15 protein-coding genes are annotated in these 21,641 nt (G+C 63.7%); 11 read left to right on the forward strand and 4 right to left on the reverse strand.

The genetic code is table 11. The annotated features are described in order from the left end of the window. The first annotated feature begins 115 nt into the window (after nucleotides 1-115). The 5 genes from rimP (at nucleotide 116) to truB (ending at nucleotide 6,522) form a co-directional block, all read left to right on the forward strand. Nucleotides 116-574 carry a ribosome maturation factor RimP gene (gene rimP, locus ACPTTC_RS08650; protein ID WP_014897219.1) on the forward strand — a complete coding sequence of 153 codons (459 nt, stop codon included), beginning with the start codon at nucleotides 116-118 and terminating at the stop codon, nucleotides 572-574. Further along, nucleotides 574-2,049 (forward strand): transcription termination factor NusA, encoded by a 1,476-nt coding sequence (nusA, locus tag ACPTTC_RS08655; protein ID WP_006476166.1) that lies wholly within the window; start codon nucleotides 574-576, stop codon nucleotides 2,047-2,049. Before rimP ends, nusA begins: the two co-directional genes overlap by 1 nt. A 91-nt stretch (nucleotides 2,050-2,140) precedes the next feature. Beyond that, a complete protein-coding gene (gene infB / locus ACPTTC_RS08660) occupies nucleotides 2,141-5,065 on the forward strand; it encodes a translation initiation factor IF-2 (RefSeq protein WP_423392202.1) in 2,925 nt (974 codons plus the stop codon). 112 nt (nucleotides 5,066-5,177) lie between these two features. Then, nucleotides 5,178-5,576 (forward strand): 30S ribosome-binding factor RbfA, encoded by a 399-nt coding sequence (gene rbfA, locus ACPTTC_RS08665; protein WP_021162402.1) that lies wholly within the window; start codon nucleotides 5,178-5,180, stop codon nucleotides 5,574-5,576. 13 nt (nucleotides 5,577-5,589) lie between these two features. Further along, a complete protein-coding gene (truB, locus tag ACPTTC_RS08670) occupies nucleotides 5,590-6,522 on the forward strand; it encodes a tRNA pseudouridine(55) synthase TruB (protein WP_423392203.1) in 933 nt (310 codons plus the stop codon). A gap of 79 nt (nucleotides 6,523-6,601) precedes the next feature. Here truB and ACPTTC_RS08675 read toward each other — a convergent pair whose 3' ends face one another. The 4 genes from ACPTTC_RS08675 to ACPTTC_RS08690 form a co-directional block, all read right to left on the reverse strand. After that, nucleotides 6,602-8,161 (reverse strand): DHA2 family efflux MFS transporter permease subunit, encoded by a 1,560-nt coding sequence (locus ACPTTC_RS08675; RefSeq protein WP_226198117.1) that lies wholly within the window; start codon nucleotides 8,159-8,161, stop codon nucleotides 6,602-6,604. A 28-nt stretch (nucleotides 8,162-8,189) separates the two neighbouring features. Further along, nucleotides 8,190-9,404, reverse strand: coding sequence for an efflux RND transporter periplasmic adaptor subunit (locus ACPTTC_RS08680; RefSeq protein WP_226198118.1), 1,215 nt, complete (start codon nucleotides 9,402-9,404; stop codon nucleotides 8,190-8,192). 52 nt (nucleotides 9,405-9,456) lie between these two features. Then, on the reverse strand, nucleotides 9,457-10,953 hold the full coding sequence (locus tag ACPTTC_RS08685; protein ID WP_423392204.1) for an efflux transporter outer membrane subunit: 1,497 nt from the start codon (nucleotides 10,951-10,953) through the stop codon (nucleotides 9,457-9,459). 87 nt (nucleotides 10,954-11,040) lie between these two features. Then, nucleotides 11,041-11,532 (reverse strand): MarR family winged helix-turn-helix transcriptional regulator, encoded by a 492-nt coding sequence (locus ACPTTC_RS08690; RefSeq protein WP_175970144.1) that lies wholly within the window; start codon nucleotides 11,530-11,532, stop codon nucleotides 11,041-11,043. Between the two features lie 328 nt (nucleotides 11,533-11,860). Here ACPTTC_RS08690 and typA point away from each other — a divergent pair, with 328 nt between their 5' ends. The 6 genes from typA (at nucleotide 11,861) to ACPTTC_RS08720 (ending at nucleotide 21,539) form a co-directional block, all read left to right on the forward strand. Continuing rightward, nucleotides 11,861-13,687 carry a translational GTPase TypA gene (gene typA, locus ACPTTC_RS08695; RefSeq protein WP_175952947.1) on the forward strand — a complete coding sequence of 609 codons (1,827 nt, stop codon included), beginning with the start codon at nucleotides 11,861-11,863 and terminating at the stop codon, nucleotides 13,685-13,687. 318 nt (nucleotides 13,688-14,005) lie between these two features. Next, nucleotides 14,006-16,870 (forward strand): 2-oxoglutarate dehydrogenase E1 component, encoded by a 2,865-nt coding sequence (locus ACPTTC_RS08700; protein WP_175952946.1) that lies wholly within the window; start codon nucleotides 14,006-14,008, stop codon nucleotides 16,868-16,870. A gap of 135 nt (nucleotides 16,871-17,005) precedes the next feature. After that, nucleotides 17,006-18,280 carry a 2-oxoglutarate dehydrogenase complex dihydrolipoyllysine-residue succinyltransferase gene (gene odhB, locus ACPTTC_RS08705; RefSeq protein ID WP_175952945.1) on the forward strand — a complete coding sequence of 425 codons (1,275 nt, stop codon included), beginning with the start codon at nucleotides 17,006-17,008 and terminating at the stop codon, nucleotides 18,278-18,280. An 83-nt stretch (nucleotides 18,281-18,363) separates the two neighbouring features. Next, nucleotides 18,364-19,794, forward strand: a complete 1,431-nt coding sequence (gene lpdA, locus ACPTTC_RS08710; protein WP_085038893.1) for a dihydrolipoyl dehydrogenase — start codon at nucleotides 18,364-18,366, stop codon at nucleotides 19,792-19,794. 92 nt (nucleotides 19,795-19,886) lie between these two features. After that, nucleotides 19,887-20,984, forward strand: a complete 1,098-nt coding sequence (gene zapE, locus ACPTTC_RS08715; RefSeq protein ID WP_226198122.1) for a cell division protein ZapE — start codon at nucleotides 19,887-19,889, stop codon at nucleotides 20,982-20,984. A 144-nt stretch (nucleotides 20,985-21,128) separates the two neighbouring features. Continuing rightward, nucleotides 21,129-21,539, forward strand: a complete 411-nt coding sequence (locus ACPTTC_RS08720; protein WP_226198123.1) for a transposase — start codon at nucleotides 21,129-21,131, stop codon at nucleotides 21,537-21,539. Nucleotides 21,540-21,641: the final 102 nt, after the last annotated feature.

The raw sequence follows: 21,641 nt of genomic DNA on the forward strand, positions 1-21,641 counted from the left end.
CCCATTTTTTTTTGCTGAAACGGTTAGGCATCTCGGGTAGCGCTTCCTGCGCCGGCTAAGGCGCGCGCCCGCGGGTGAATCGCGAGCGGCGGGCGCGAACACCTGAGAGGACACAGTGCAACTGACGGAACTGATAGAAACCACGGTCACCGGGCTCGGCTACGAGCTGGTGGATCTCGAGCGCACCGGGCGCGGCATGCTTTGCATCTATATCGATCAGCCTGCCGGCATCTCGCTTGAAGATTGCGAAAAGGTCACGCGTCAGCTCCAGCACGTCTTGACGGTCGAAAACATCGATTACGAACGGCTCGAAGTCTCGTCCCCGGGGCTCGACCGCCCGTTGAAGAAGCTGGCCGACTTCGAGCGCTTCGCGGGCAGCGAAGTTTCCGTGACCTTGAAAAAGCCGCTGGACGGGCGCAAGACGTACCGGGGCATTCTGCACGCGCCGAATGGCGAAACGATCGGTTTGGAATTTGAGAGGAAGAAGGGCGAGGCGGCCATGCTGGATTTCACGCTGGCCGATATCGACAAAGCCCGCCTGATTCCGCAAGTTGACTTTAGGAGCCGCAAATAATGAGTCGCGAAGTGTTGATGCTGGTGGATGCGCTGGCGCGCGAGAAAAACGTCGACAAGGATGTGGTGCTGGGCGCCCTCGAGGCTGCGCTCGCGTCCGCTTCCAAGAAGCTGTTCGACGAAGGCGCCGAAATCCGCGTCCATATCGATCGCGAAAGCGGCGAGCACGAAACCTTCCGTCGCTGGCTCGTCGTGCCCGACGAGGCAGGCTTGCAGGAGCCGGATCGCGAGATCCTGCTGTTCGAAGCACGTGAGCAGAAGCCCGACGTCGAAGTCGGCGAGTATGTCGAGGAACCCGTTCCGTCGATCGAGTTCGGTCGCATCGGCGCGCAGGCCGCGAAGCAGGTGATCCTGCAGAAGGTGCGCGACGCCGAGCGCGAGCAGATCCTGAACGACTACCTCGAGCGTGGTGAAAAGATCATGACGGGTACGGTGAAGCGCCTCGACAAGGGCAACTTCATCGTCGAATCGGGCCGTGTCGAGGCGCTGCTGCGCCGCGACCAGCTGATCCCGAAGGAAAACCTGCGCGTGGGCGACCGCGTGCGCGCGTACATCGCGAAGGTCGACCGCACCGCGCGCGGCCCGCAGATCGAGCTGTCGCGTACGGCGCCCGAGTTCCTGATGAAGCTGTTCGAGATGGAAGTGCCGGAAATCGAGCAGGGTCTGCTCGAGATCAAGGCGGCTGCCCGCGACCCGGGCGTGCGCGCGAAGATCGGCGTCATCGCATACGACAAGCGGATCGATCCGATCGGCACCTGCGTCGGCATCCGCGGTTCCCGCGTGCAGGCCGTGCGCAACGAGCTCGGTGGCGAAAACATCGACATCGTGCTATGGTCGGAGGATCCCGCCCAGTTCGTGATCGGCGCGCTCGCGCCGGCAGCTGTCCAGTCGATTGTCGTCGATGAAGAAAAGCACTCGATGGACGTCGTCGTCGACGAGAACGAGCTGGCTGTCGCGATTGGCCGCAGCGGTCAGAACGTTCGCCTTGCAGGCGAACTGACCGGCTGGCAGATCAACATCATGACGCCGGACGAATCCGCCCTGAAGCAAGGTGAAGAGCGCGACCGGCTGCGTGCGCTGTTCATGGCGCGTCTCGACGTCGACGAAGAAGTTGCCGACATCCTGATCGACGAAGGCTTCACGAGCCTGGAAGAGATCGCGTACGTGCCGCTCAACGAAATGCTCGAAATCGAGGCGTTCGACGAGGACACCGTGCACGAACTGCGCAACCGCGCACGCGACGCGCTGTTGACGATGGCCATCGCGAACGAAGAAAAGGTCGAGAACGCAGCGCTGGATCTCAAGAGCCTCGACGGCATTACGCCGGAGTTGCTCGCGAAGCTGGCCGAACACGGCGTGCAGACGCGCGACGATCTCGCCGAGCTGGCTGTAGATGAATTGGTCGACATGACCGGAATGGAAGAGGATGCCGCTAAGGCGTTGATCATGAAAGCACGTGAACACTGGTTCCAGTGAGAAATGACCATGGCGCACTGATTTGATGGCGGCCGTATGGCCTGACCCGATGCTAACCGCAAGGAATCGGTCCTTGCACTAAGAGGAATGAATGGCGAGTAACAACGTAGCCCAATTTGCCGCGGAACTGAAAATGCCTGCTGGTGTGCTGCTCGAACAGCTGCAGGCAGCGGGCGTCCAGAAAGCGAGTGAAGACGATGCGCTGTCCGAAACGGACAAGGCGCGTCTGCTCGATCATTTGCGCAAGTCGCACGGCGCAACCGACGGCGACAAGCGCAAGATCACGCTGACCCGCAAGCATACGTCGGAGATCAAGCAATCTGACGCGACGGGCAAGGCTCGCACCATTCAGGTCGAGGTCCGCAAGAAGCGTACGTTTGTCAAGCGCGACGACGTGAGCGAGGGTGCGGAACAGGGTCAGGCGCAGGTCGCCGAAGCGGACGACGATGCAGAACTGAAGCGTCGCGAGGAAGAGGCGCGCCGCGAGGCCGAGCTGCTCGAGAAGCAGGCGCAGGAACTCCGCGAGCGTCAGGAACGCCTCGAGCGCGAGGAAGCGGAACGCCGCGCCCGCGAGGAGGCGGCCGAAGCCGAGCGCCGTCGCGCCGAGGAAGAGGCGGCGGCGAAGCGTGCCGCGGCCGAAGCTGCGGCGGCACAGCAGCAGGCGGTCGCGCAGCAGGCCGCTGCAGCCGAGCAGGAAGCGGCGCCTACGCAGTCGCAGTCCGCGCAGGACGAAGCACGCGCAGCCGCCGAACGTGCGGCGCAGCGCGAAGCGGCGAAGAAGGCTGAAGACGCGGCCCGCGAGGCGGCGGACAAGGCGCGCGCCGAGCAGGAAGAGATCAGCAAGCGCCGCGCGGCGGCGGAAGCCGAAGCGCGCGCGATTCGCGAAATGATGAACACGCCGCGTAAGGCCGTGGTCAAGGCAGTCGAGCCGCCGAAGCCGGTCGAGCCGCCGAAGCCGGCCGAAGCGAAGGGCACGTTGCACAAGCCGGCAAAGCCGGAAGGTGCGCAGGCGCGTCCGGCCGTGAAGAAACCGGCCGGTGCGGCACCGGCAACGACGCAGGCGCCGGCAGGCGCGGGCGACCGCAACAAGAAGCCGGGCGCAGGCAAGGGCGGCTGGCAGGACGACGCGTCGAAGCGTCGCGGCATCAAGACGCGCGGCGATTCGAGCGGCGGCGTCGACCGCGGCTGGCGCGGCGGCCCGAAGGGTCGCGGCCGTCATCAGGACAGCGCATCGTCGTTCCAGGCGCCGACCGAGCCGATCGTCCGTGAAGTGCACGTGCCGGAAACCGTTTCGGTTGCCGATCTCGCGCACAAGATGTCGATCAAGGCCTCCGAAGTCATCAAGGTGATGATGAAGATGGGCCAGATGGTCACGATCAACCAGGTGCTGGACCAGGAAACGGCGATGATCGTCGTCGAGGAACTGGGCCACCGCGCGGTTGCCGCGAAGCTGGACGATCCGGAAGCGCTGCTCGTCGAAGGCGAAACCGGCACTGACGCAGAGCAACTGCCGCGTCCGCCGGTCGTCACGGTGATGGGCCACGTCGACCACGGCAAGACCTCGCTTCTCGACCATATCCGTCGCGCGAAGGTTGCCGCGGGCGAAGCGGGCGGCATTACGCAGCATATCGGCGCTTACCACGTCGAAACGCCGCGTGGCGTCATCACGTTCCTCGATACGCCGGGCCACGAAGCGTTTACGGCAATGCGTGCACGCGGCGCGAAGGCGACCGACATCGTGGTGCTGGTGGTCGCCGCTGACGACGGCGTGATGCCGCAGACGAAGGAAGCAATCGCCCACGCGAAGGCGGGTGGCGTGCCGATCGTCGTCGCGATCAACAAGATCGACAAGCCGGAAGCGAACCCCGATCGCGTCAAGCAGGAGCTGGTCGCGGAAGGCGTCGTGCCGGAAGAATACGGTGGCGATTCGCCGTTCGTGCCGGTGTCGGCAAAGACGGGCGCAGGCATCGACGATCTGCTCGAGAACGTGCTGCTGCAGGCCGAAGTGCTGGAACTGAAGGCCCCGGTCGAGGCGCCGGCCAAGGGCATCGTGATCGAAGCGAAGCTCGACAAGGGCAAGGGCCCGGTCGCGACGATCCTCGTTCAGTCCGGTACGCTGAATCGCGGCGACATCGTGCTGGCGGGTACGGCCTACGGCCGCGTGCGTGCGATGCTCGACGAGAACGGCAAGCCGACGAAGGAAGCTGGCCCGTCGATCCCGGTCGAAATCCAGGGTCTGTCGGAAGTGCCGGGTGCAGGCGAGGAAGTGATCGTGCTGCCGGACGAGCGCAAGGCGCGTGAAATCGCCCTGTTCCGTCAAGGCAAGTTCCGCGACGTCAAGCTTGCGAAGCAGCAGGCCGCGAAGCTGGAAAGCATGCTCGAGCAGATGGGCGAAGGCGAAGTGCAGAACCTGCCGCTCATCATCAAGGCGGACGTGCAGGGCTCGCAGGAAGCACTCGTACAGTCGCTGCTCAAGCTGTCGACCGACGAAGTGCGCGTGCAGATCGTACACAGCGCGGTGGGTGGCATCAGCGAAAACGACGTCAACCTCGCAACGGCATCGAAGGCCGTCATCATCGGCTTCAACACGCGTGCGGATGCACAGGCGCGCAAGCTGGCCGAGTCGAACGGCATCGACATCCGCTACTACAACATCATCTACGACGCTGTGGATGAAGTGAAGGCGGCAATGTCGGGCATGCTGGCGCCGGAGAAGCGCGAAGTCATCACCGGCATGGTCGAGGTGCGCCAGGTGTTCAAGGTGCCGAAGGTCGGTACGGTCGCTGGCTGTATGGTCACGGACGGTATCGTCAAGCGCTCGTCGTCGGTTCGCGTGCTGCGCAACAACGTCGTGATCTTCACGGGCGAACTCGAATCGCTGAAGCGCTTCAAGGACGACGTGAAGGAAGTCAAGCAAGGCTTCGAGTGCGGTATGTCGGTGAAGAACTTCAACGACGTCATCGAAGGCGACCAGTTCGAAGTCTTCGAAGTGACCGAAGTCGCGCGTACGCTGTAATCGTCGCGCATCGGCTCATGGGCGGGGCAGGCTTGGGCCTGTCCCGCCCATTTTCATGGTGGCGTGCCAATACTGGCCGCCGCTTCATCCTGATAAAGGATACGGATCGATCATGTCCAGGAAACGGACTTCCCCCAATCGCAACGTTCAGATCGCCGACCAGATTCAGCGGGATCTGTCCGAACTCATCATGCGCGAGGTCAAAGACCCGCGCATCGGCATCGTGACCATCCAGAGCGTGGAACTGACGCCGGATTACGCACACGCGAAGGTCTACTTCACTGCGTTGACCGGCGATCCGGCCAAGACGCAGGAAGCGCTGAACCACGCGTCGGGTCACTTGCACAACCTGTTGTTCAAGCGCCTGCACATTCATACGGTGCCGACGCTGCATTTCCACTACGACCAGACGATCGAGAAGGCCGTGGAAATGTCGCGCCTGATCAAGGAAGCGAACTCGACGCGCGCGAAGGACGACGACGAGGCCGACGCGGCCACCAAGGACGACTGAGCTCGACCGGCCTATGACGACTGCAGCATCCCAACGTCCGCGCGTGCCCCGGCGCGTGCTGGACGGCGTCCTCCTGCTCGACAAGCCGGTCGGCCTGTCGAGCAACGACGCGCTGATTCGCGCGAAGCGCCTGCTGCTCGCGAAGAAAGCCGGTCACACCGGCACGCTCGATCCGCTTGCTTCGGGCCTGCTGCCACTGTGCTTCGGCGAGGCGACGAAGTTCTCGCAGGATCTGCTCGAAGCGGACAAGACCTACGAAGCGACGATGCGCCTCGGCCAGCGTACGGCCACCGGCGACGCGGAAGGCGAGGTGATCGACACGCGGGCCGTCGAATGCGATCGCGCGGCGGTGGAAGCCGCGCTCGTGCGCTTCACCGGCGAGATCGTGCAGGTGCCGCCGATGTATTCGGCGCTCAAGCGCGACGGCAAGCCGTTGTACGAATATGCGCGCGCGGGGCAAACCGTCGAGCGCGAGGGCCGCAACGTGACGATCCTCGCACTCGAGCTACTCGCGTGCGACTTGCCTGACGTGACGTTTCGCGTGACCTGCAGCAAGGGCACGTACGTGCGCACGCTGGCGGAGGATATCGGCGAGGCGCTCGGTTGCGGTGCGCATCTGACGATGCTGCGTCGCACGGGCGTCGGTGCGCTGACGCTCGAGCATGCGGTGACGCTCGATGCGCTGTCCGATGCCGATGACGTGTCGCGCGATGCGTGGCTCCAGCCGGTCGACGCGTTGTTGTCGACGTTTCCGCTGGTTCGTCTCGATGAAACCAGCGCGAAGCGGTTCCTGCACGGCCAGCGTCTGCCGCTGTCGGCGCTCGACCCGATCGATGCGGCCGAAGGTGAGCGTGTGCGTGTCTACGACGCGACTCGGCTGCTCGGTGTGGCTCGCAAGGCGAACGGCGTACTGGCACCGGAGCGGCTTGTCGTCACGGCGGCCTGACGCAGCCGAGCGGACGCGTTCCCGTCGAAATGAAAAAGCCCGGTCGACCGGGCTTTTTGTTTGCGTTCAGGCTGCGTGTTCAGTGCGCAGCCGATGCCGCGGCACCTGCATCGCCACCACCGGAGCGCTCGGGCTTCGTGATCCAGATCAGCCCGATCAGCAGCACGAAGATCGCTGCCGAGATGTAGAACAGGTCGTTCACGCCGAGCTGCGCGGCCTGCTGCGTGGCCATGTTGTTGATCAGCCCGTGCGCCTGGTCCTGCGTCAGCCCGAGGTTGCCCATCTGCGTGACGGCCTGGTTGAACGTCGGGTTGTAGACGTTCGCCTGCTCGACCAGTTGCGCGTGATGGAAGTTGTTGCGATGGTCCCAGGCCGTCTGGAAGATCGATGTGCCGATACCGCCGCACATGATCCGCACGAAGTTCGACAGGCCCGATGCCGCAGGGATACGATGGCCGGGCAGGCCGGACAACGTGATCGATACCAGCGGGATGAAGAAGCCGGCCATCGCGATGCCCTGCACGAGCGTCGGCAGCGTCAGCGACCATTCGTCGACGCCCGTCGTGTAGCGCGACCGCATCCAGAAGCACAGCGCAAACGTCAGGAACGACGCCGTCGAGATAAAGCGCGGATCGGTGCGCGGCAGATACTTCCCGGTGAGCGGGGACAGCAGGATGGCGAACAACCCGACCGGCGCCATCACGAGACCGGCGTCGGTCGCCGTGTAGCCGATCTGCGTCTGCAGCCACAGCGGCAACAGCACGAGGTTGCCGAAGTACAGGCCGTACCCGATCGACAACGCAACCGTGCCGCCGGTGAAGTTCCGCATGCGGAACAGCGACAGGTCGACAACCGGATGCTCGGCGGTCAATTCCCAGATGACGAAGAACGCGAACGCAATGACGGCAGTCAGCGCGAGCACGATGATGGTCGTCGACGCGAACCAGTCGAGATCCTTGCCCTTGTCGAGCATGATCTGCAGCGAGCCGACCCAGACGACCAGCAGCGCGAGGCCTACGCCGTCGATCGGCGCGCGGCGCACGGCCGACTCCCGATTGCGGTAGATCGCCCACGTCGCGGCGGCGGCGGCGATGCCGACCGGGATGTTGACGTAGAAGATCCACGGCCACGAGTAGTTGTCCGAGATCCAGCCGCCGAGAATCGGGCCGGCAACGGGCGCGATCAGCGTCGTCATCGCCCATAACGCGAGCGCCATCGGCGCCTTGGCGCGCGGATAGCTCGACAGCAGGAGCGCCTGCGACAGCGGAATCATCGGGCCTGCGACCGCGCCTTGCAGCACGCGCGACGCAAGCAGGAACGGCAGGGTGGGCGAGAGCCCGCACATCCACGACGAGATCACGAACAGGATGATCGACGCGAGGAACAGGCGTACCTGCCCGAAGCGGTCGGTCAGCCAGCCGGTCAGCGGCACCGAGATTGCGTTCGCGACCGCGAACGACGTGATGACCCACGTGCCCTGGTCGGACGACACGCCGAGGTCGCCCGAGATGGTCGGGATCGCGACGTTCGCGATGGACGTGTCGAGCACGTTCATGAACACCGCGAGCGATACCGCGATCGTCCCGATCACGAGTTGCCCGCCCTGCAAGGGCGGGTGAGAGACAGGAGCCTGTGCCATGTCGGTTGTTTTTCCGGAGTCGGAACGGTTACATCATCTTCGCGACGGCATTCGACTTCGACGCAGCCGGCGCTGATGCGTTGCCGCCTGCGTTCTCCGCGACGATGCGGGCGATTTCAGCATCAGCTTCGTCGCCGTACTTCGCGAACACGTTGGTCTCGTAGACGGTGTTCGGCGCGTTGACGAGCTGGTCGCCGCGTTCGTCCTTGATGTCCACGTCGACCTGCATCGACAGGCCGATGCGCAGCGGGTGCTTGTCGAGATCCTTCGGATCGAGTTCGATCCGTACCGGCAGGCGCTGCACGACCTTGATCCAGTTACCCGTCGCGTTCTGCGCCGGCAGCAGCGAGAACGCCGAGCCCGTACCGGCCGAGAAGCCGACCACCTTGCCGTGGTAGACCGCCGACGAGCCATAGATGTCGGCCGTCAGTTCGACCGGCTGGCCGATGCGCATATGCTTGAGCTGGACTTCCTTGAAGTTCGCATCGACCCACACTGCGTTCAGCGGCACCACCGACATCAGCGGCGTGCCCGGCGATACGCGCTGGCCGACCTGCACCGAACGTTTCGCGACATAGCCGGTCACCGGCGCGGGCAGCACGTTGCGGGCGTTCGCAAGATACGCGTCGCGCACCTTCGCGGCCGCGGCGAGCACGTTCGGGTGCGAGGCGATCGTCGTGTTCGCGGTCAGCGCGCGATTCGACGCGAGCTGCTGCTGCGCGGCGTCGAGCGATGCCTGAGCGGCCTTCACGGCGTCGCGCGCGTGCGAGATTTCTTCCTGCGACACGGCGCCCGTCTGCGCGACGGCCAGGCGGCGACGCAGGTCGTCCTCGGCCTTCGACAGGTCGGACTGGCGCAGCGCGACTTGCGCGCGGTACTGGTCGTCGTTGACGAACAGGCCGCGCACCTGGCGCACAGTTTGCGCGAGATTGGCTTCGGCCTGCTGCAGCGCGACCTGCGAATCGGCCGGGTCGAGCACGACGAGCGGATCGCCGGCCTTGACCGTCTGCGTGTCGTCGGCCTTCACCGCGATCACGGTGCCGGTGACCTGCGGCGTGATCTGCACGACGTTGCCGTTCACGTACGCGTCGTCGGTCCCTTCATGGAAGCGGGCGACGAGGAAGTAGTACAGGCCATACGCGATGGCCGCGATTACGATGACCGCGACGAGCAGCGTCATCATCCGTTTGCGCTTGCCGTTGTTCTGCGGCTGCACGCTGGCGGCGTTTTGTTGGTCGCTCATGGCGATTTTCTCCGTCCGTTATTTCGAGTGTCTGCGTAGTGGTGGCGCCGGATCAGTTGGCGGCCTGTTTTGTCGGCTTGTCGGCGTCGGGTGCGGCGAGCGGCGTGCCGGTCGCGTCGAACCCGCCGCCCAGCGCCTTGATCAGCGCGAGCTGCATGTCGCGGCGGCGCATCTTCAGGTTGGTCACCGTCTGCTCCGATGCGAGGCGGTTGCTGTCCGCGGTCAGCACCTGCAACTGCGGCGACAGGCCGGCCTTGTAGCGGATGACTGCGAGGTCATAGGCGCGCGTCGATGCGTCGAGCGCGCGTTGCGCATCGCCCATCTGGCGATCGACCGCGCGGATCGATGCGACCTGCGTCGCGACGTCGTTCAGCGCATTGATCAGCGTCTGGTTGTAGTTCGCCACCGACAGGTCGAAGTCCGCATAGCGGCCCTTGAGCTGCGCGCGCAGCGCGCCGGCATCGAAAATCGGCAGGTGGATCGCCGGGCCGAACTGCGCCTGGCGGCTCGCGAAGTTCAGGAATTTGCCCCAGCCGAACGCATCGAAGCCGAAGCCGGCCGCGAGGTTCACGTCGGGATAGAACTCGGCCTTCGCTTCCTTCACGTCGTGCATCGCGGCTTCGACCTGCCAACGCGCGGCGACGATGTCGGGGCGGCGCGAGACGAGATCGGCCGGCAGGTTGCCGGGCAGCGCCACTTCGCCGCTCGGGTTCAGCACGGGCGCCGCGATCTGCAGCCCGCGATCCGGACCCTTGCCGAGCAGCGCGGCGAGCTGGTAGCGCACCGTCGTGATCTGGCCGTCGAGATCCGACAGCGAAGCCTGGGTCGTGGCGATATTGCCGCGAGCCGTCTGGCGTTCGACGTTGGTGTCGAGACCGGCCGACACACGGCCGTCGGTGATCTTGCCGACCGTCTCGCGGTTGGTGATCTCGCGTTGTGCGATATCGCGCAGCGCATAGAGTTGCGCGAGCGAGTTGTAGGTGCGTGCGACCGACGACGCGAGCGTGATGCGTGCCTGCTGCATGTCGGCTTCGGCCGCCTTTTCCTGCGATACGGCGGTATGCAGGCGTTCGCGGTTCTTGCCCCACAGGTCGAGCTCCCACGACGCGCTCGCGAGTGCATTGTTCTCGCTGTACCACTGGCCGCCGTACGGGGGCGGGAACAGCGCGTTCGACGAATACAGCTCGCGCGTCCACGAATAGCTGGCTTCCGCCTTCGGCATCAGGTTCGAACGCGACGATTCAATGTATGACGACGCCTTTGCGATGCGCGCCTGTGCCTGCGCGATCGACGGATTGCCCTGCAGGGCCTCGTCGATCAGCTTCGGCAACTGCGGATCGCCGAACTGGCTGGCCCAGTCGAGCGCCGGCCACTGGCCGCCCTGGGCTGGCAGGCTCTGGGCGGATTCGAATTGCGACGCGGGGGCGATCTGCTTGTCGCTCTTGATGCCGATGTAGTTCGCGCAGCCCGCCAGCGCCAGTGCGGCGACCGCGGCGGCGACGGCGGTGCGGCACGACCCGGCGCGCACGGACAACGGGGAGGATTTCATCGCGCTGATCCCTGACTCGGAATGAATGATGGACACTGCAAGGATTTCCTTACATTAATCTGTCAAAAGTAATTGTTATGGCAACTATTACGTGATGCTGCCGCCGGCGGTCTCGCAGTAGTTGCTGAGAATGCGGCGCAGCATGCTCTTCAGGAACCCGACTTCTTCCGGCGTAAACCCGTCCAGCACCTGATCGAGCACACTGCGGAAAATCGGCGGCAGCCGCTCGGCGAGCGCACGGCCTTCGTCGGTCAGCTCGAGCCGCACGACACGCCGATCCTCGATGCTGCGGACGCGGGACAGCAGGCCGCGTTTCTCGACCCGGTCGAGCAGGCGCGTGACCGCGCTCGCATCGATCCCGTATTCGCGCGCGAGCTCGGCGGCCGTCGAGCACTTGCCGACCGCTATCATGAACAGCATGCTCGCCTGCGTGCCCGTGATGCCGAGCTCTTCCTGCGTGCGTTGCGTGACGAGGTTGGTCATCACCGACTTCACGCGCGACATCAGATAACCGACGCTGTCGTTCATCTGATATGAGGACAGCGGCGAAACAGGTGGTGGGGTAGAAGAATCCGACATAAAACCCTGAATCTGCAATAGTTGACTAGGCAGCAGTATAGGCACAGTTGCTTGCCGCGGCAAATGTTAATCGAACGGCCAAGGGCGTGCTTTACGTCACACAAATCCCTTGTCGCAATAAGGTTTTTGGGCTCGCCGGTGACGTGGGCTTCGATTGATGGGTGTGTTCGAGGGGAGGGCGAGCCGGCCGGCTCTTGTTGCGTCGCAACGCACCCGTCAGCTCTCGACATCCGCACGTGCTATAATTTGTGGCTTTCCAAGCTGCAATGCGCGCGCCCGTGAAAAACGAGCGGGCGCTTTTGCGCGTTCAAACGATTTCCAGGTTTCTATGACCCGCGCCCTTCGCAATATCGCCATCATCGCCCACGTCGACCACGGCAAGACTACGCTCGTCGACCAACTGCTTCGCCAGTCCGGCACCTTCCGCGAGAACCAGCAGATTGCGGAGCGGGTGATGGATTCGAACGACATCGAAAAAGAGCGCGGGATCACGATTCTCGCGAAGAACTGCGCGGTCGAGTACGAAGGCACGCACATCAACATCGTCGACACGCCGGGGCACGCGGACTTCGGTGGCGAGGTGGAGCGCGTGCTGTCGATGGTCGACTCGGTGCTGCTGCTCGTCGACGCGGTCGAGGGCCCGATGCCGCAGACGCGCTTCGTCACGAAGAAGGCGCTCGCGCTCGGCCTGAAGCCGATCGTCATCATCAACAAGATCGACCGTCCGGGTGCGCGGATCGACTGGGTCATCAACCAGACCTTCGACCTGTTCGACAAGCTCGGCGCAACCGAAGAGCAGCTCGACTTCCCGATCGTCTATGCATCGGGCCTGAACGGCTATGCGTCGCTCGACCCGGCTGCGCGCGAAGGCGACATGCGCCCGCTGTTCGAGGCGATCCTCGAGCACGTGCCGGTCCGTCCGGCGGATCCGGATGCGCCGCTGCAGCTGCAGATCACGTCGCTCGACTATTCGACGTATGTCGGCCGGATCGGCGTCGGCCGGATCACGCGCGGTCGCATCAAGCCGGGCCAGCCGGTTGCGATGCGCTTCGGCCCGGAAGGCGACGTGCTGAACCGCAAGATCAACCAGGTGCTGTCGTTCACGGGCCTCGAGCGCGTACAAGTCGAGTCGGCCGAAGCGGGCGACATCGTGCTGATCAACGGTATTGAAGACGTCGGCATCGGCGCAACGATCTGCGCGGTGGATACGCCGGAAGCGTTGCCGATGATCACCGTCGACGAGCCGACGCTGACGATGAACTTCCTCGTCAACTCGTCGCCGCTCGCCGGCCGCGAAGGCAAGTTCGTCACGAGCCGCCAGATCCGCGATCGCCTGATGAAGGAACTGAACCACAACGTTGCGCTGCGCGTGAAAGACACCGGCGACGAAACGGTGTTCGAAGTGTCGGGCCGTGGCGAACTGCACCTGACGATTCTCGTCGAGAACATGCGTCGTGAAGGCTACGAGCTTGCCGTGTCGCGTCCGCGCGTCGTGATGCAGGAAATCGACGGTGTGCGGCACGAGCCGTACGAGCTGCTGACCGTCGACGTCGAGGACGAGCATCAGGGCGGCGTGATGGAAGAGCTCGGTCGCCGCAAGGGCGAGATGCTCGACATGGCGTCGGATGGCCGCGGCCGCACGCGTCTGGAGTACAAGATCTCGGCGCGTGGCCTGATCGGCTTCCAGAGCGAATTCCTGACGCTCACGCGCGGCACGGGCCTGATGAGCCACATCTTCGACTCGTACGCACCGGTCAAGGACGGTTCGGTCTTCGAGCGCCGCAACGGTGTGCTGATCTCGCAGGACGACGGCGCTGCCGTGGCCTACGCGCTGTGGAAGCTGCAGGATCGTGGCCGCATGTTCGTGAAGCCGGGCGACGCGCTCTATGAGGGCATGATCATCGGTATCCACAGCCGCGACAACGACCTCGTCGTGAACCCGATCAAGGGCAAGCAGTTGACCAACGTGCGTGCGTCGGGTACCGACGAAGCCGTGCGCCTCGTGCCGCCGGTCCAGATGTCGCTCGAGTACGCAGTCGAATTCATCGACGACGACGAGCTCGTCGAAGTGACGCCGCAGTCGATCCGCCTGCGCAAGCGCTTCCTGAAGGAGCACGAGCGTCGCCGCGCGAGCCGCGAAGGCGCGGTCGACTAAGCGTTTCGTCCGTTCGCTGCATCACGGAAAAGGCTGCCTGCGGGCAGCCTTTTTTGCATCTGCGCGATGTGCAATCGGGGTGTCTGCAAAACACTGTTCCTGCGGGTCGTGGCAATCCGGCAAAACCCCGTCGCGCGGTGCTTTCAGGCACATTTCGCCGTGAACTTCGGTATCGGTTCTGTGATATGCTGCGCGCACGCAAGTTTTAGGTCCTTCCAAGCAAGACTTGATTCGCAATCCGCTAAACGGTCAGGCCGTGTCGCGGAAGGTTGAGCAACCCGCTATTTCTCGAGAAGCTCGAAGAAAGGTGAGCGTAAAATGTCAGATGTAATGAAGCAGTTTCAGCTGAACTCCTATCTGTTCGGCGGCAATGCTTCGTACGTTGAAGAACTGTACGATGCATACCTCAACAATCCGGCATCGGTGCCGGAGAACTGGCGAGAGTATTTCGACGCGCTGCAGAATGTACCTGCAACGGACGGTTCGAATGCCAATGACGTCGCCCATTTCCCGATCGTCGAATCGTTCGCCGAGCGTGCGAAGGCCAATGCCTTCATCCCGCGCGAAAGCACCACCAATCTGGCTGCGGCACGCAAGCAAGTGCACGTCCAGTCCCTCATCAGCGCCTATCGCTTCCTCGGCTCGCAATGGGCCAATCTGGATCCCCTGAAGCGTCGCGAACGTCCCGCCATTCCCGAGCTCGAACCCGCGTTCTACGATTTCTCCGAAGGCGACCTCGACCAGACGTACAGCGCAAGCAACCTGTACTTCGGTTTCGACCAGGCTTCGCTGCGCGACATCGTCAAGGGCCTGCGCGACACGTACTGCGGCACGATCGGCGCCGAATACATGTACATCAGCGACCCGGAACAGAAGCGCTGGTGGCAGGAGCGCCTGGAGTCGATCCGCGCGACGCCGAACTTCTCGGCCGACGAGAAGAAGCACATCCTGAATCGCCTGACGGCCGCTGAAGGCCTCGAGCGCTACCTGCATACCAAGTACGTCGGCCAGAAGCGCTTCTCGCTCGAAGGCGGCGAAAGCTTCATCGCGGCGATGGACGAAGTCGTCCAGCACTCGGGCAAGCGCGGCGTGCAGGAAATCATCATCGGCATGGCCCACCGTGGCCGTCTGAACGTGCTGGTCAATACGCTGGGCAAGATGCCGGCCGACCTGTTCGCCGAATTCGAAGGCAAGCACGTCGACGACCTGCCGGCCGGTGACGTGAAGTACCACAAGGGCTTCTCGTCGGACGTGTCGACGGAAGGCGGTCCGGTCCACCTGTCGCTCGCGTTCAACCCGTCGCACCTCGAAATCGTGAACCCGGTGGTCGAAGGTTCGGCGAAGGCGCGGATGGATCGTCGCGGCGACGAAGACGGCCTGCAAGTGCTGCCGGTGCAGATCCACGGCGACGCGGCCTTCGCTGGCCAGGGCGTCGTGATGGAAACGCTGAACCTCGCGCAGACGCGCGGCTACGGCACGCACGGCACGCTGCATATCGTCATCAACAACCAGATCGGCTTCACGACGTCCGACCCGCGCGATGCGCGCTCGACGCTGTACTGTACCGACGTCGTCAAGATGATCGAGGCGCCGGTGCTGCACGTGAACGGCGACGATCCGGAAGCCGTCGTGCTCGCGATCCAGATCGCGATCGACTACCGGATGCAGTTCCACAAGGATGTCGTGATCGACATCGTCTGCTTCCGCAAGCTGGGCCACAACGAGCAGGACACGCCGGCGGTCACGCAGCCGCTGATGTACAAGAAGATCGCGCAGCACCCGGGCACCCGTGCGCTGTACGCCGAGAAGCTCGTGCAGCAGGGTGTGATCACCGCGGAAGACGCCGACAACTACGTGAAGGCGTACCGCAAGGCGATGGACGACGGCCACCACACGGTCGATCCGGTCCTGTCGAACTACAAGAGCAAGTACGCAGTTGACTGGGTTCCGTTCCTGAACCGCAAGTGGACGGATGCAGCCGATACGGCCGTGCCGCTCGCGGAGCTGAAGCGCCTCGGCGAACGCATCACGACGGTCCCGGAAAACTTCAAGGTCCATCCGCTCGTCGAGCGCGTGATCAACGACCGTCGCAACATGGCGCGTGGCGACCAGCCGCTCGACTGGGGCATGGGCGAACACCTCGCGTTCGCGTCGCTCGTCGCATCGGGTTACTCGGTGCGCCTGACCGGCCAGGACTCGGGCCGCGGCACGTTCACGCACCGTCACGCGGTGCTGCACGACCAGAACCGCGAGCGCTGGAACGACGGCACGTACGTTCCGCTGCAGAACATCGCTGATGGCCAGGCGAAGTTCACGGTGATCGACTCGGTGCTGTCGGAAGAAGCCGTGCTGGGCTTCGAATACGGTTACTCGACCGCCGAGCCGAACACGCTCGTGCTGTGGGAGGCGCAGTTCGGCGACTTCGTCAACGGCGCGCAGGTCGTGATCGACCAGTTCATCTCGTCGGGCGAAGTGAAGTGGGGCCGCGTGTCGGGTCTGACGATGCTGCTGCCGCACGGCTACGAAGGCCAGGGTCCGGAACACTCGTCGACGCGTATCGAGCGTTTCCTGCAACTGTGCGCGGATCACAACATGCAGGTCGTTCAACCGACGACGCCGGCGCAGATTTTCCACCTGCTGCGTCGCCAGATGATCCGCCTGTTCCGCAAGCCGCTGATCGTCGCTACGCCGAAGTCGCTGCTGCGTCACAAGGAAGCTGTGTCGGACCTGTCGGAACTCGCGAAGGGTTCGTTCCAGCCGGTGCTGGGCGAAACCGACGGCGGCATCGACGCGAAGAAGGTCAAGCGCGTGCTGGTGTGCTCGGGCCGCGTGTATTACGACCTCGTCGCACATCGCCGCGAAACGAAGGCGAACGACGTCGCGATCATCCGTATCGAGCAGCTGTATCCGTTCGCGCACAAGCAGTTCGAAGCCGAAATGAAGAAGTACGAGAACGCGACTGAAGTGGTCTGGGTGCAGGACGAGCCGCAGAACCAGGGCCCCTGGTTCTACGTCGAGCACCATCTGAAGGAAGGCATGAAGGAAGGGCAGAAGCTGGCATACAGCGGCCGTCCGGCTTCGGCCTCGCCGGCGGTTGGCTACTACGCGAAGCACTACGAGCAGCAGAAGGCCCTCATCGAAGGTGCGTTCGGCCGCCTGAAGAGCGCATCGATCGCGAAATAACCGACGGAAGCGAAACGGGAAGGCGCCATGCGCTTTCCCGTCTCTTTTGGCCTGCCGGGCGCGTGGCGCGCCGCACCGGCCGAAGGAATCGCACGAACCTCGTCATACCCCAGATTAAGCATCCAGGAAAATCACATGGCTATCGTAGAAGTCAAAGTCCCCCAGCTTTCGGAGTCGGTTTCGGAAGCCACCATGCTGCAGTGGAAGAAGAAGCCGGGCGAAGCAGTTGCTCAAGACGAAATCCTGATCGAACTCGAGACCGACAAGGTCGTGCTCGAAGTGCCGGCACCGGCCGCGGGCGTGCTCGCGCAAGTGCTGCAGAACGACGGTGACACCGTCGTTGCCGATCAACTGATCGCGACGATCGACACCGAAGCGAAGGCAGGTGCAGCCGAAGCTGCGGCGGGCGCCGCCGAAGTCAAGCCGGCGGCAGCACCTGCTGCAGCCGCACCGGCAGCGCAGCCGGTCGCCGCTGCGGCATCGTCGGCGACCGCATCGCCGGCCGCATCGAAGCTGCTGGCCGAGAAGGGCCTGTCGGCGGGCGACGTCGCAGGTTCGGGCCGCGACGGCCGCGTCACGAAGGGCGACGCGCTGGCAGCAGGCAGCGCACCGAAGGCCGCTCCGGCTGCCGCACCGGCCAAGACGGCCGCTGCGAAGCCGTCGCTGCCGGAAGTGAAGGTGCCGGCATCGGCTGCGACCTGGCTGAACGACCGTCCGGAACAACGCGTGCCGATGTCGCGCCTGCGTGCGCGTATTGCCGAGCGTCTGCTCGAGTCGCAGCAGACCAACGCGATCCTGACGACGTTCAACGAAGTGAACATGGCCCCGGTCATGGAGCTGCGTAACAAGTACAAGGACAAGTTCGAGAAAGAGCATGGCGTGAAGCTCGGTTTCATGTCGTTCTTCGTGAAGGCGGCTGTCCACGCACTGAAGAAGTTCCCGCTCGTGAACGCGTCGATCGACGGTAACGACATCGTCTACCACGGCTACTTCGACATCGGTATCGCTGTCGGCTCGCCGCGCGGCCTCGTCGTGCCGATCCTGCGCAATGCGGATCAACTGAGCCTCGCCGAAATCGAAAAGAAGATCGCCGAGTTCGGCCAGAAGGCGAAGGACGGCAAGCTGTCGATCGAGGAAATGACGGGTGGTACGTTCTCGATCTCGAACGGCGGCGTGTTCGGCTCGATGCTGTCGACCCCGATCATCAACCCGCCGCAGTCGGCAATCCTCGGCGTGCACGCGACGAAGGAGCGTCCGGTCGTCGAAAACGGCCAGATCGTGATCCGTCCGATCAACTACCTCGCGCTGTCGTACGACCACCGCATCATCGACGGCCGCGAAGCCGTGCTGTCGCTTGTCGCGATGAAGGATGCGCTGGAAGATCCGGCACGCCTGCTGCTCGACCTGTAAGCCGAGTTTCACCGCATTGACCCGCACCGCACGGGCGCGCGACACGCGCGGCCCGTGCGGTTGCACAAGAAGAAAGGATTGTCATGTCCAAGGAATTTGACGTCGTCGTGATCGGCGCCGGCCCCGGCGGCTACATCGCCGCGATCCGCGCCGCGCAGCTCGGCAAGACCGTTGCGTGTATCGAGAAGTGGAAGAACCCGGCCGGCGCGCTGAAGCTCGGCGGCACGTGCCTGAACGTCGGCTGCATCCCGTCGAAGGCGCTGCTCGCGTCGTCGGAAGAGTTCGAGAACACGTCGCACCACCTGGCCGACCACGGCATCACGGTTGACGGCGTGAAGATCGACGTTGCGAAGATGCTCGGCCGCAAGGACGCGATCGTCGAGAAGATGACGAGCGGGATCGAGTTCCTGTTCAAGAAGAACAAGATCACCTGGCTGAAGGGCCATGGCAAGTTCACCGGCAAGACCGACGCCGGCGTGCAGATCGAAGTGAGCGGCGAGGGTGAAACCGAAGTCGTCACCGCGAAGAACGTGATCATCGCGACGGGCTCGAAGGCACGTCACCTGCCGGGCATCCCGGTCGACAACAAGATCGTGTCGGACAACGAAGGTGCGCTGACGTTCGACGCGGTGCCGAAGAAGCTCGCCGTGATCGGTGCAGGCGTGATCGGCCTCGAACTCGGTTCGGTGTGGCGTCGCCTGGGTGCCGAAGTGACGGTGCTCGAAGCGCTGCCGGCATTCCTCGGCGCAGCTGACGAAGCGCTCGCGAAGGAAGCGGCCAAACTGTTCAAGAAGCAGGGCCTCGACATCCATCTCGGCGTGAAGATCGGCGAAGTGAAGACGACCGCGAACGGCGTGTCGATCGCCTACACCGACAAGGACGGCAACGCGCAGACGCTCGACGCCGACCGCCTGATCGTGTCGGTTGGCCGCGTGCCGAACACCGACAACCTCGGCCTCGAGGCGATCGGCCTGAAGGCGAACGAACGCGGCTTCATCGACGTGGACGACCACTGCCGCACGGCGGTGCCGAACGTGTACGCGATCGGCGACGTGGTGCGTGGCCCGATGCTCGCGCACAAGGCGGAAGACGAAGGCGTGCTGGTCGCGGAAGTGATCGACGGCCAGAAGCCGCACATCGACTACAACTGCATTCCGTGGGTGATCTACACGTACCCGGAAATCGCATGGGTCGGCAAGACGGAGCAGCAGCTGAAGGCGGAAGGCCGCGAGATCAAGTCGGGCAAGTTCCCGTTCTCGATCAACGGTCGCGCGCTCGGCATGAACGCGCCGGACGGCTTCGTGAAGATGATCGCGGACGCGAAGACCGACGAACTGCTCGGCGTGCACGTGATCGCGGCGAACGCGTCGGACCTGATCGCGGAAGCCGTGGTGGCGATGGAATTCAAGGCGGCGTCGGAAGACATCGCCCGTATCTGCCATCCGCACCCGTCGATGTCGGAAGTGATGCGCGAAGCGGCGCTCGCCGTCGACAAGCGTTCGCTGAACAGCTGAGTGCGGTATAGCCGGCCATCGGCCGGCGCAGCCGTCTCATGACGAGGGCGGGCGGGGTTACCCGTCCGCCTTCGTTTTTTCCGGTTTGCCCGATGAACGTCACCGAATACTACACGCGCGAACTGACCACGCGCGGCTATCAGTCCGATCCCGCGCAGCGCGCGGCCGTCGATCGCCTGCAGCACTGTTTCGACGAGTGGGTCGAGTACAAGGCGCGCCGCTCGAACGCATTCAAGAAGCTCATCAATCATCCCGACCTCCCGCGCGGCGTCTACATGTGGGGCGGCGTCGGTCGCGGCAAGAGCTTCCTGATGGACAGTTTCTACGCGGTCGTGCCCGTGCAGCGCAAGACGCGCCTGCATTTCCACGAATTCATGCGCGAGGTGCACCGCGAGCTCGAGGAATTGAAAGGGCAGGCCGATCCGCTCGACGAACTCGCACGGCGCATCGCGAAGCGCTACCGGCTGATCTGCTTTGACGAGTTCCACGTGTCGGATATTGCCGATGCGATGATCCTGTATCGTCTGCTCGACCGCCTGTTCAACAACGGCGTGCAGTTCGTGATGACGTCCAACTACGATCCCGATGACCTGTATCCGGACGGCCTGCATCGTGACCGCATGCTGCCGGCGATCGCGCTGATCAAGTCCAAACTCGACGTGCTCAACGTCGACGCGGGCGTCGATTATCGCCAGCGCACGCTTGCGCAGGTGAAGATGTATCACACGCCGCTCGGCGCCGACGCCGATCGCGAATTGCGGCATGCGTTCCAGAAGCTCGCTGCCGTTCCCGACGAAAGCCCACTGCTGCATATCGAGAAGCGCGAACTGAAGGCGCTGCGCAAGGCGGACGGCGTCGTATGGTTCGACTTCGCGACGCTGTGCGGCGGCCCGCGCTCGCAGAACGACTATCTCGAGCTCGCGAGCCGCTTCCACGCGATCGTCCTGTCCGAGGTGCCGCAGATGTCGCCGCGGATGGCGTCCGAGGCGCGCCGCTTCACGTGGCTCATCGACGTGCTGTACGACCACAAGGTCAAGCTGCTGATGTCCGCGGCGGTGCCGGCGGAGCAGTTGTACGTCGAAGGCCCGATGGCCAACGAGTTTGCACGAACGGTGTCGCGAATCGTCGAAATGCAGTCGAAGGAATATATCGAAACGCCGCGCCGCATTGTCGATACGTCGCTGACCTGAGGGCGATTCCCGGCAACGGGCGGGATTTAAACGTCAATTCCGGTCAAATCAACGCAATCTCGGGGTATTTTCGGATTTGTCTTATATTCATTGTTGAGGTGAGTCGATATCGTTGTGTCATGGTTACTAAGGCTGGAGAGACCCATGACACCGTATCGCGATCTGACCGAACACGAGTGGCGCTGCGTCGCGCCGCTTCTGCCCGAAATGCAGCCGCGCACCGAGTTGCGCGGCCGTCCGTTGGCCAATACGCGTGCCGTCCTGAACGGTGTGCTCTGGGTGATCTACAGTGGCGCAACGTGGTCGGCCATGCCGCGCCGTTACCCTTCGTACCAAACTTGCCATCGACGCTTCAAGGTCTGGCACGAGACGGGTACGTTGATGAGTATCATGCGTGAACTCTATGGCGACGCAGGCGTCAATCTGTGCAATGAATTGTCCACGCGAATGCGCAAGCACACGCAATCGAAAGCGGCGGAAGCGCGCAGCAATGTGGCGCCCGTGTATCGCGCACCTGGCAGCTATGCGCCAGACGCGCTGAAACATGCAGCGTGATGTCCGCGGGTTCCAGTTACGCGCGCATCAAAACAAAATCGGCCTGACGACTTCGTCGCAGGCCGATTTTTTCATTGAGCCGCGCGTTTAAGCGCGAGTCGC

Origin of the sequence: Burkholderia mycopellens (genome assembly GCF_964265025.1) — a bacterium.
Taxonomy (GTDB): Bacteria; Pseudomonadota; Gammaproteobacteria; order Burkholderiales; family Burkholderiaceae; genus Burkholderia.

What these genes read in the sequence shown, in the direction of transcription:
- nusA (WP_006476166.1), top strand. Translation starts at nt 574, where the DNA reads ATGAGTCGCGAAGTGTTGATGCTGGTGGATGCGCTGGCGCGCGAGAAA.
- infB (WP_423392202.1), top strand. Translation starts at nt 2,141, where the DNA reads ATGGCGAGTAACAACGTAGCCCAATTTGCCGCGGAACTGAAAATGCCT.
- rbfA (WP_021162402.1), top strand. Translation starts at nt 5,178, where the DNA reads ATGTCCAGGAAACGGACTTCCCCCAATCGCAACGTTCAGATCGCCGAC.
- truB (WP_423392203.1), top strand. Translation starts at nt 5,590, where the DNA reads ATGACGACTGCAGCATCCCAACGTCCGCGCGTGCCCCGGCGCGTGCTG.
- ACPTTC_RS08675 (WP_226198117.1), bottom strand. Translation starts at nt 8,161, where the DNA reads ATGGCACAGGCTCCTGTCTCTCACCCGCCCTTGCAGGGCGGGCAACTC.
- ACPTTC_RS08680 (WP_226198118.1), bottom strand. Translation starts at nt 9,404, where the DNA reads ATGAGCGACCAACAAAACGCCGCCAGCGTGCAGCCGCAGAACAACGGC.
- ACPTTC_RS08685 (WP_423392204.1), bottom strand. Translation starts at nt 10,953, where the DNA reads ATGAAATCCTCCCCGTTGTCCGTGCGCGCCGGGTCGTGCCGCACCGCC.
- ACPTTC_RS08690 (WP_175970144.1), bottom strand. Translation starts at nt 11,532, where the DNA reads ATGTCGGATTCTTCTACCCCACCACCTGTTTCGCCGCTGTCCTCATAT.
- typA (WP_175952947.1), top strand. Translation starts at nt 11,861, where the DNA reads ATGACCCGCGCCCTTCGCAATATCGCCATCATCGCCCACGTCGACCAC.
- ACPTTC_RS08700 (WP_175952946.1), top strand. Translation starts at nt 14,006, where the DNA reads ATGTCAGATGTAATGAAGCAGTTTCAGCTGAACTCCTATCTGTTCGGC.
- odhB (WP_175952945.1), top strand. Translation starts at nt 17,006, where the DNA reads ATGGCTATCGTAGAAGTCAAAGTCCCCCAGCTTTCGGAGTCGGTTTCG.
- lpdA (WP_085038893.1), top strand. Translation starts at nt 18,364, where the DNA reads ATGTCCAAGGAATTTGACGTCGTCGTGATCGGCGCCGGCCCCGGCGGC.
- zapE (WP_226198122.1), top strand. Translation starts at nt 19,887, where the DNA reads ATGAACGTCACCGAATACTACACGCGCGAACTGACCACGCGCGGCTAT.
- ACPTTC_RS08720 (WP_226198123.1), top strand. Translation starts at nt 21,129, where the DNA reads ATGACACCGTATCGCGATCTGACCGAACACGAGTGGCGCTGCGTCGCG.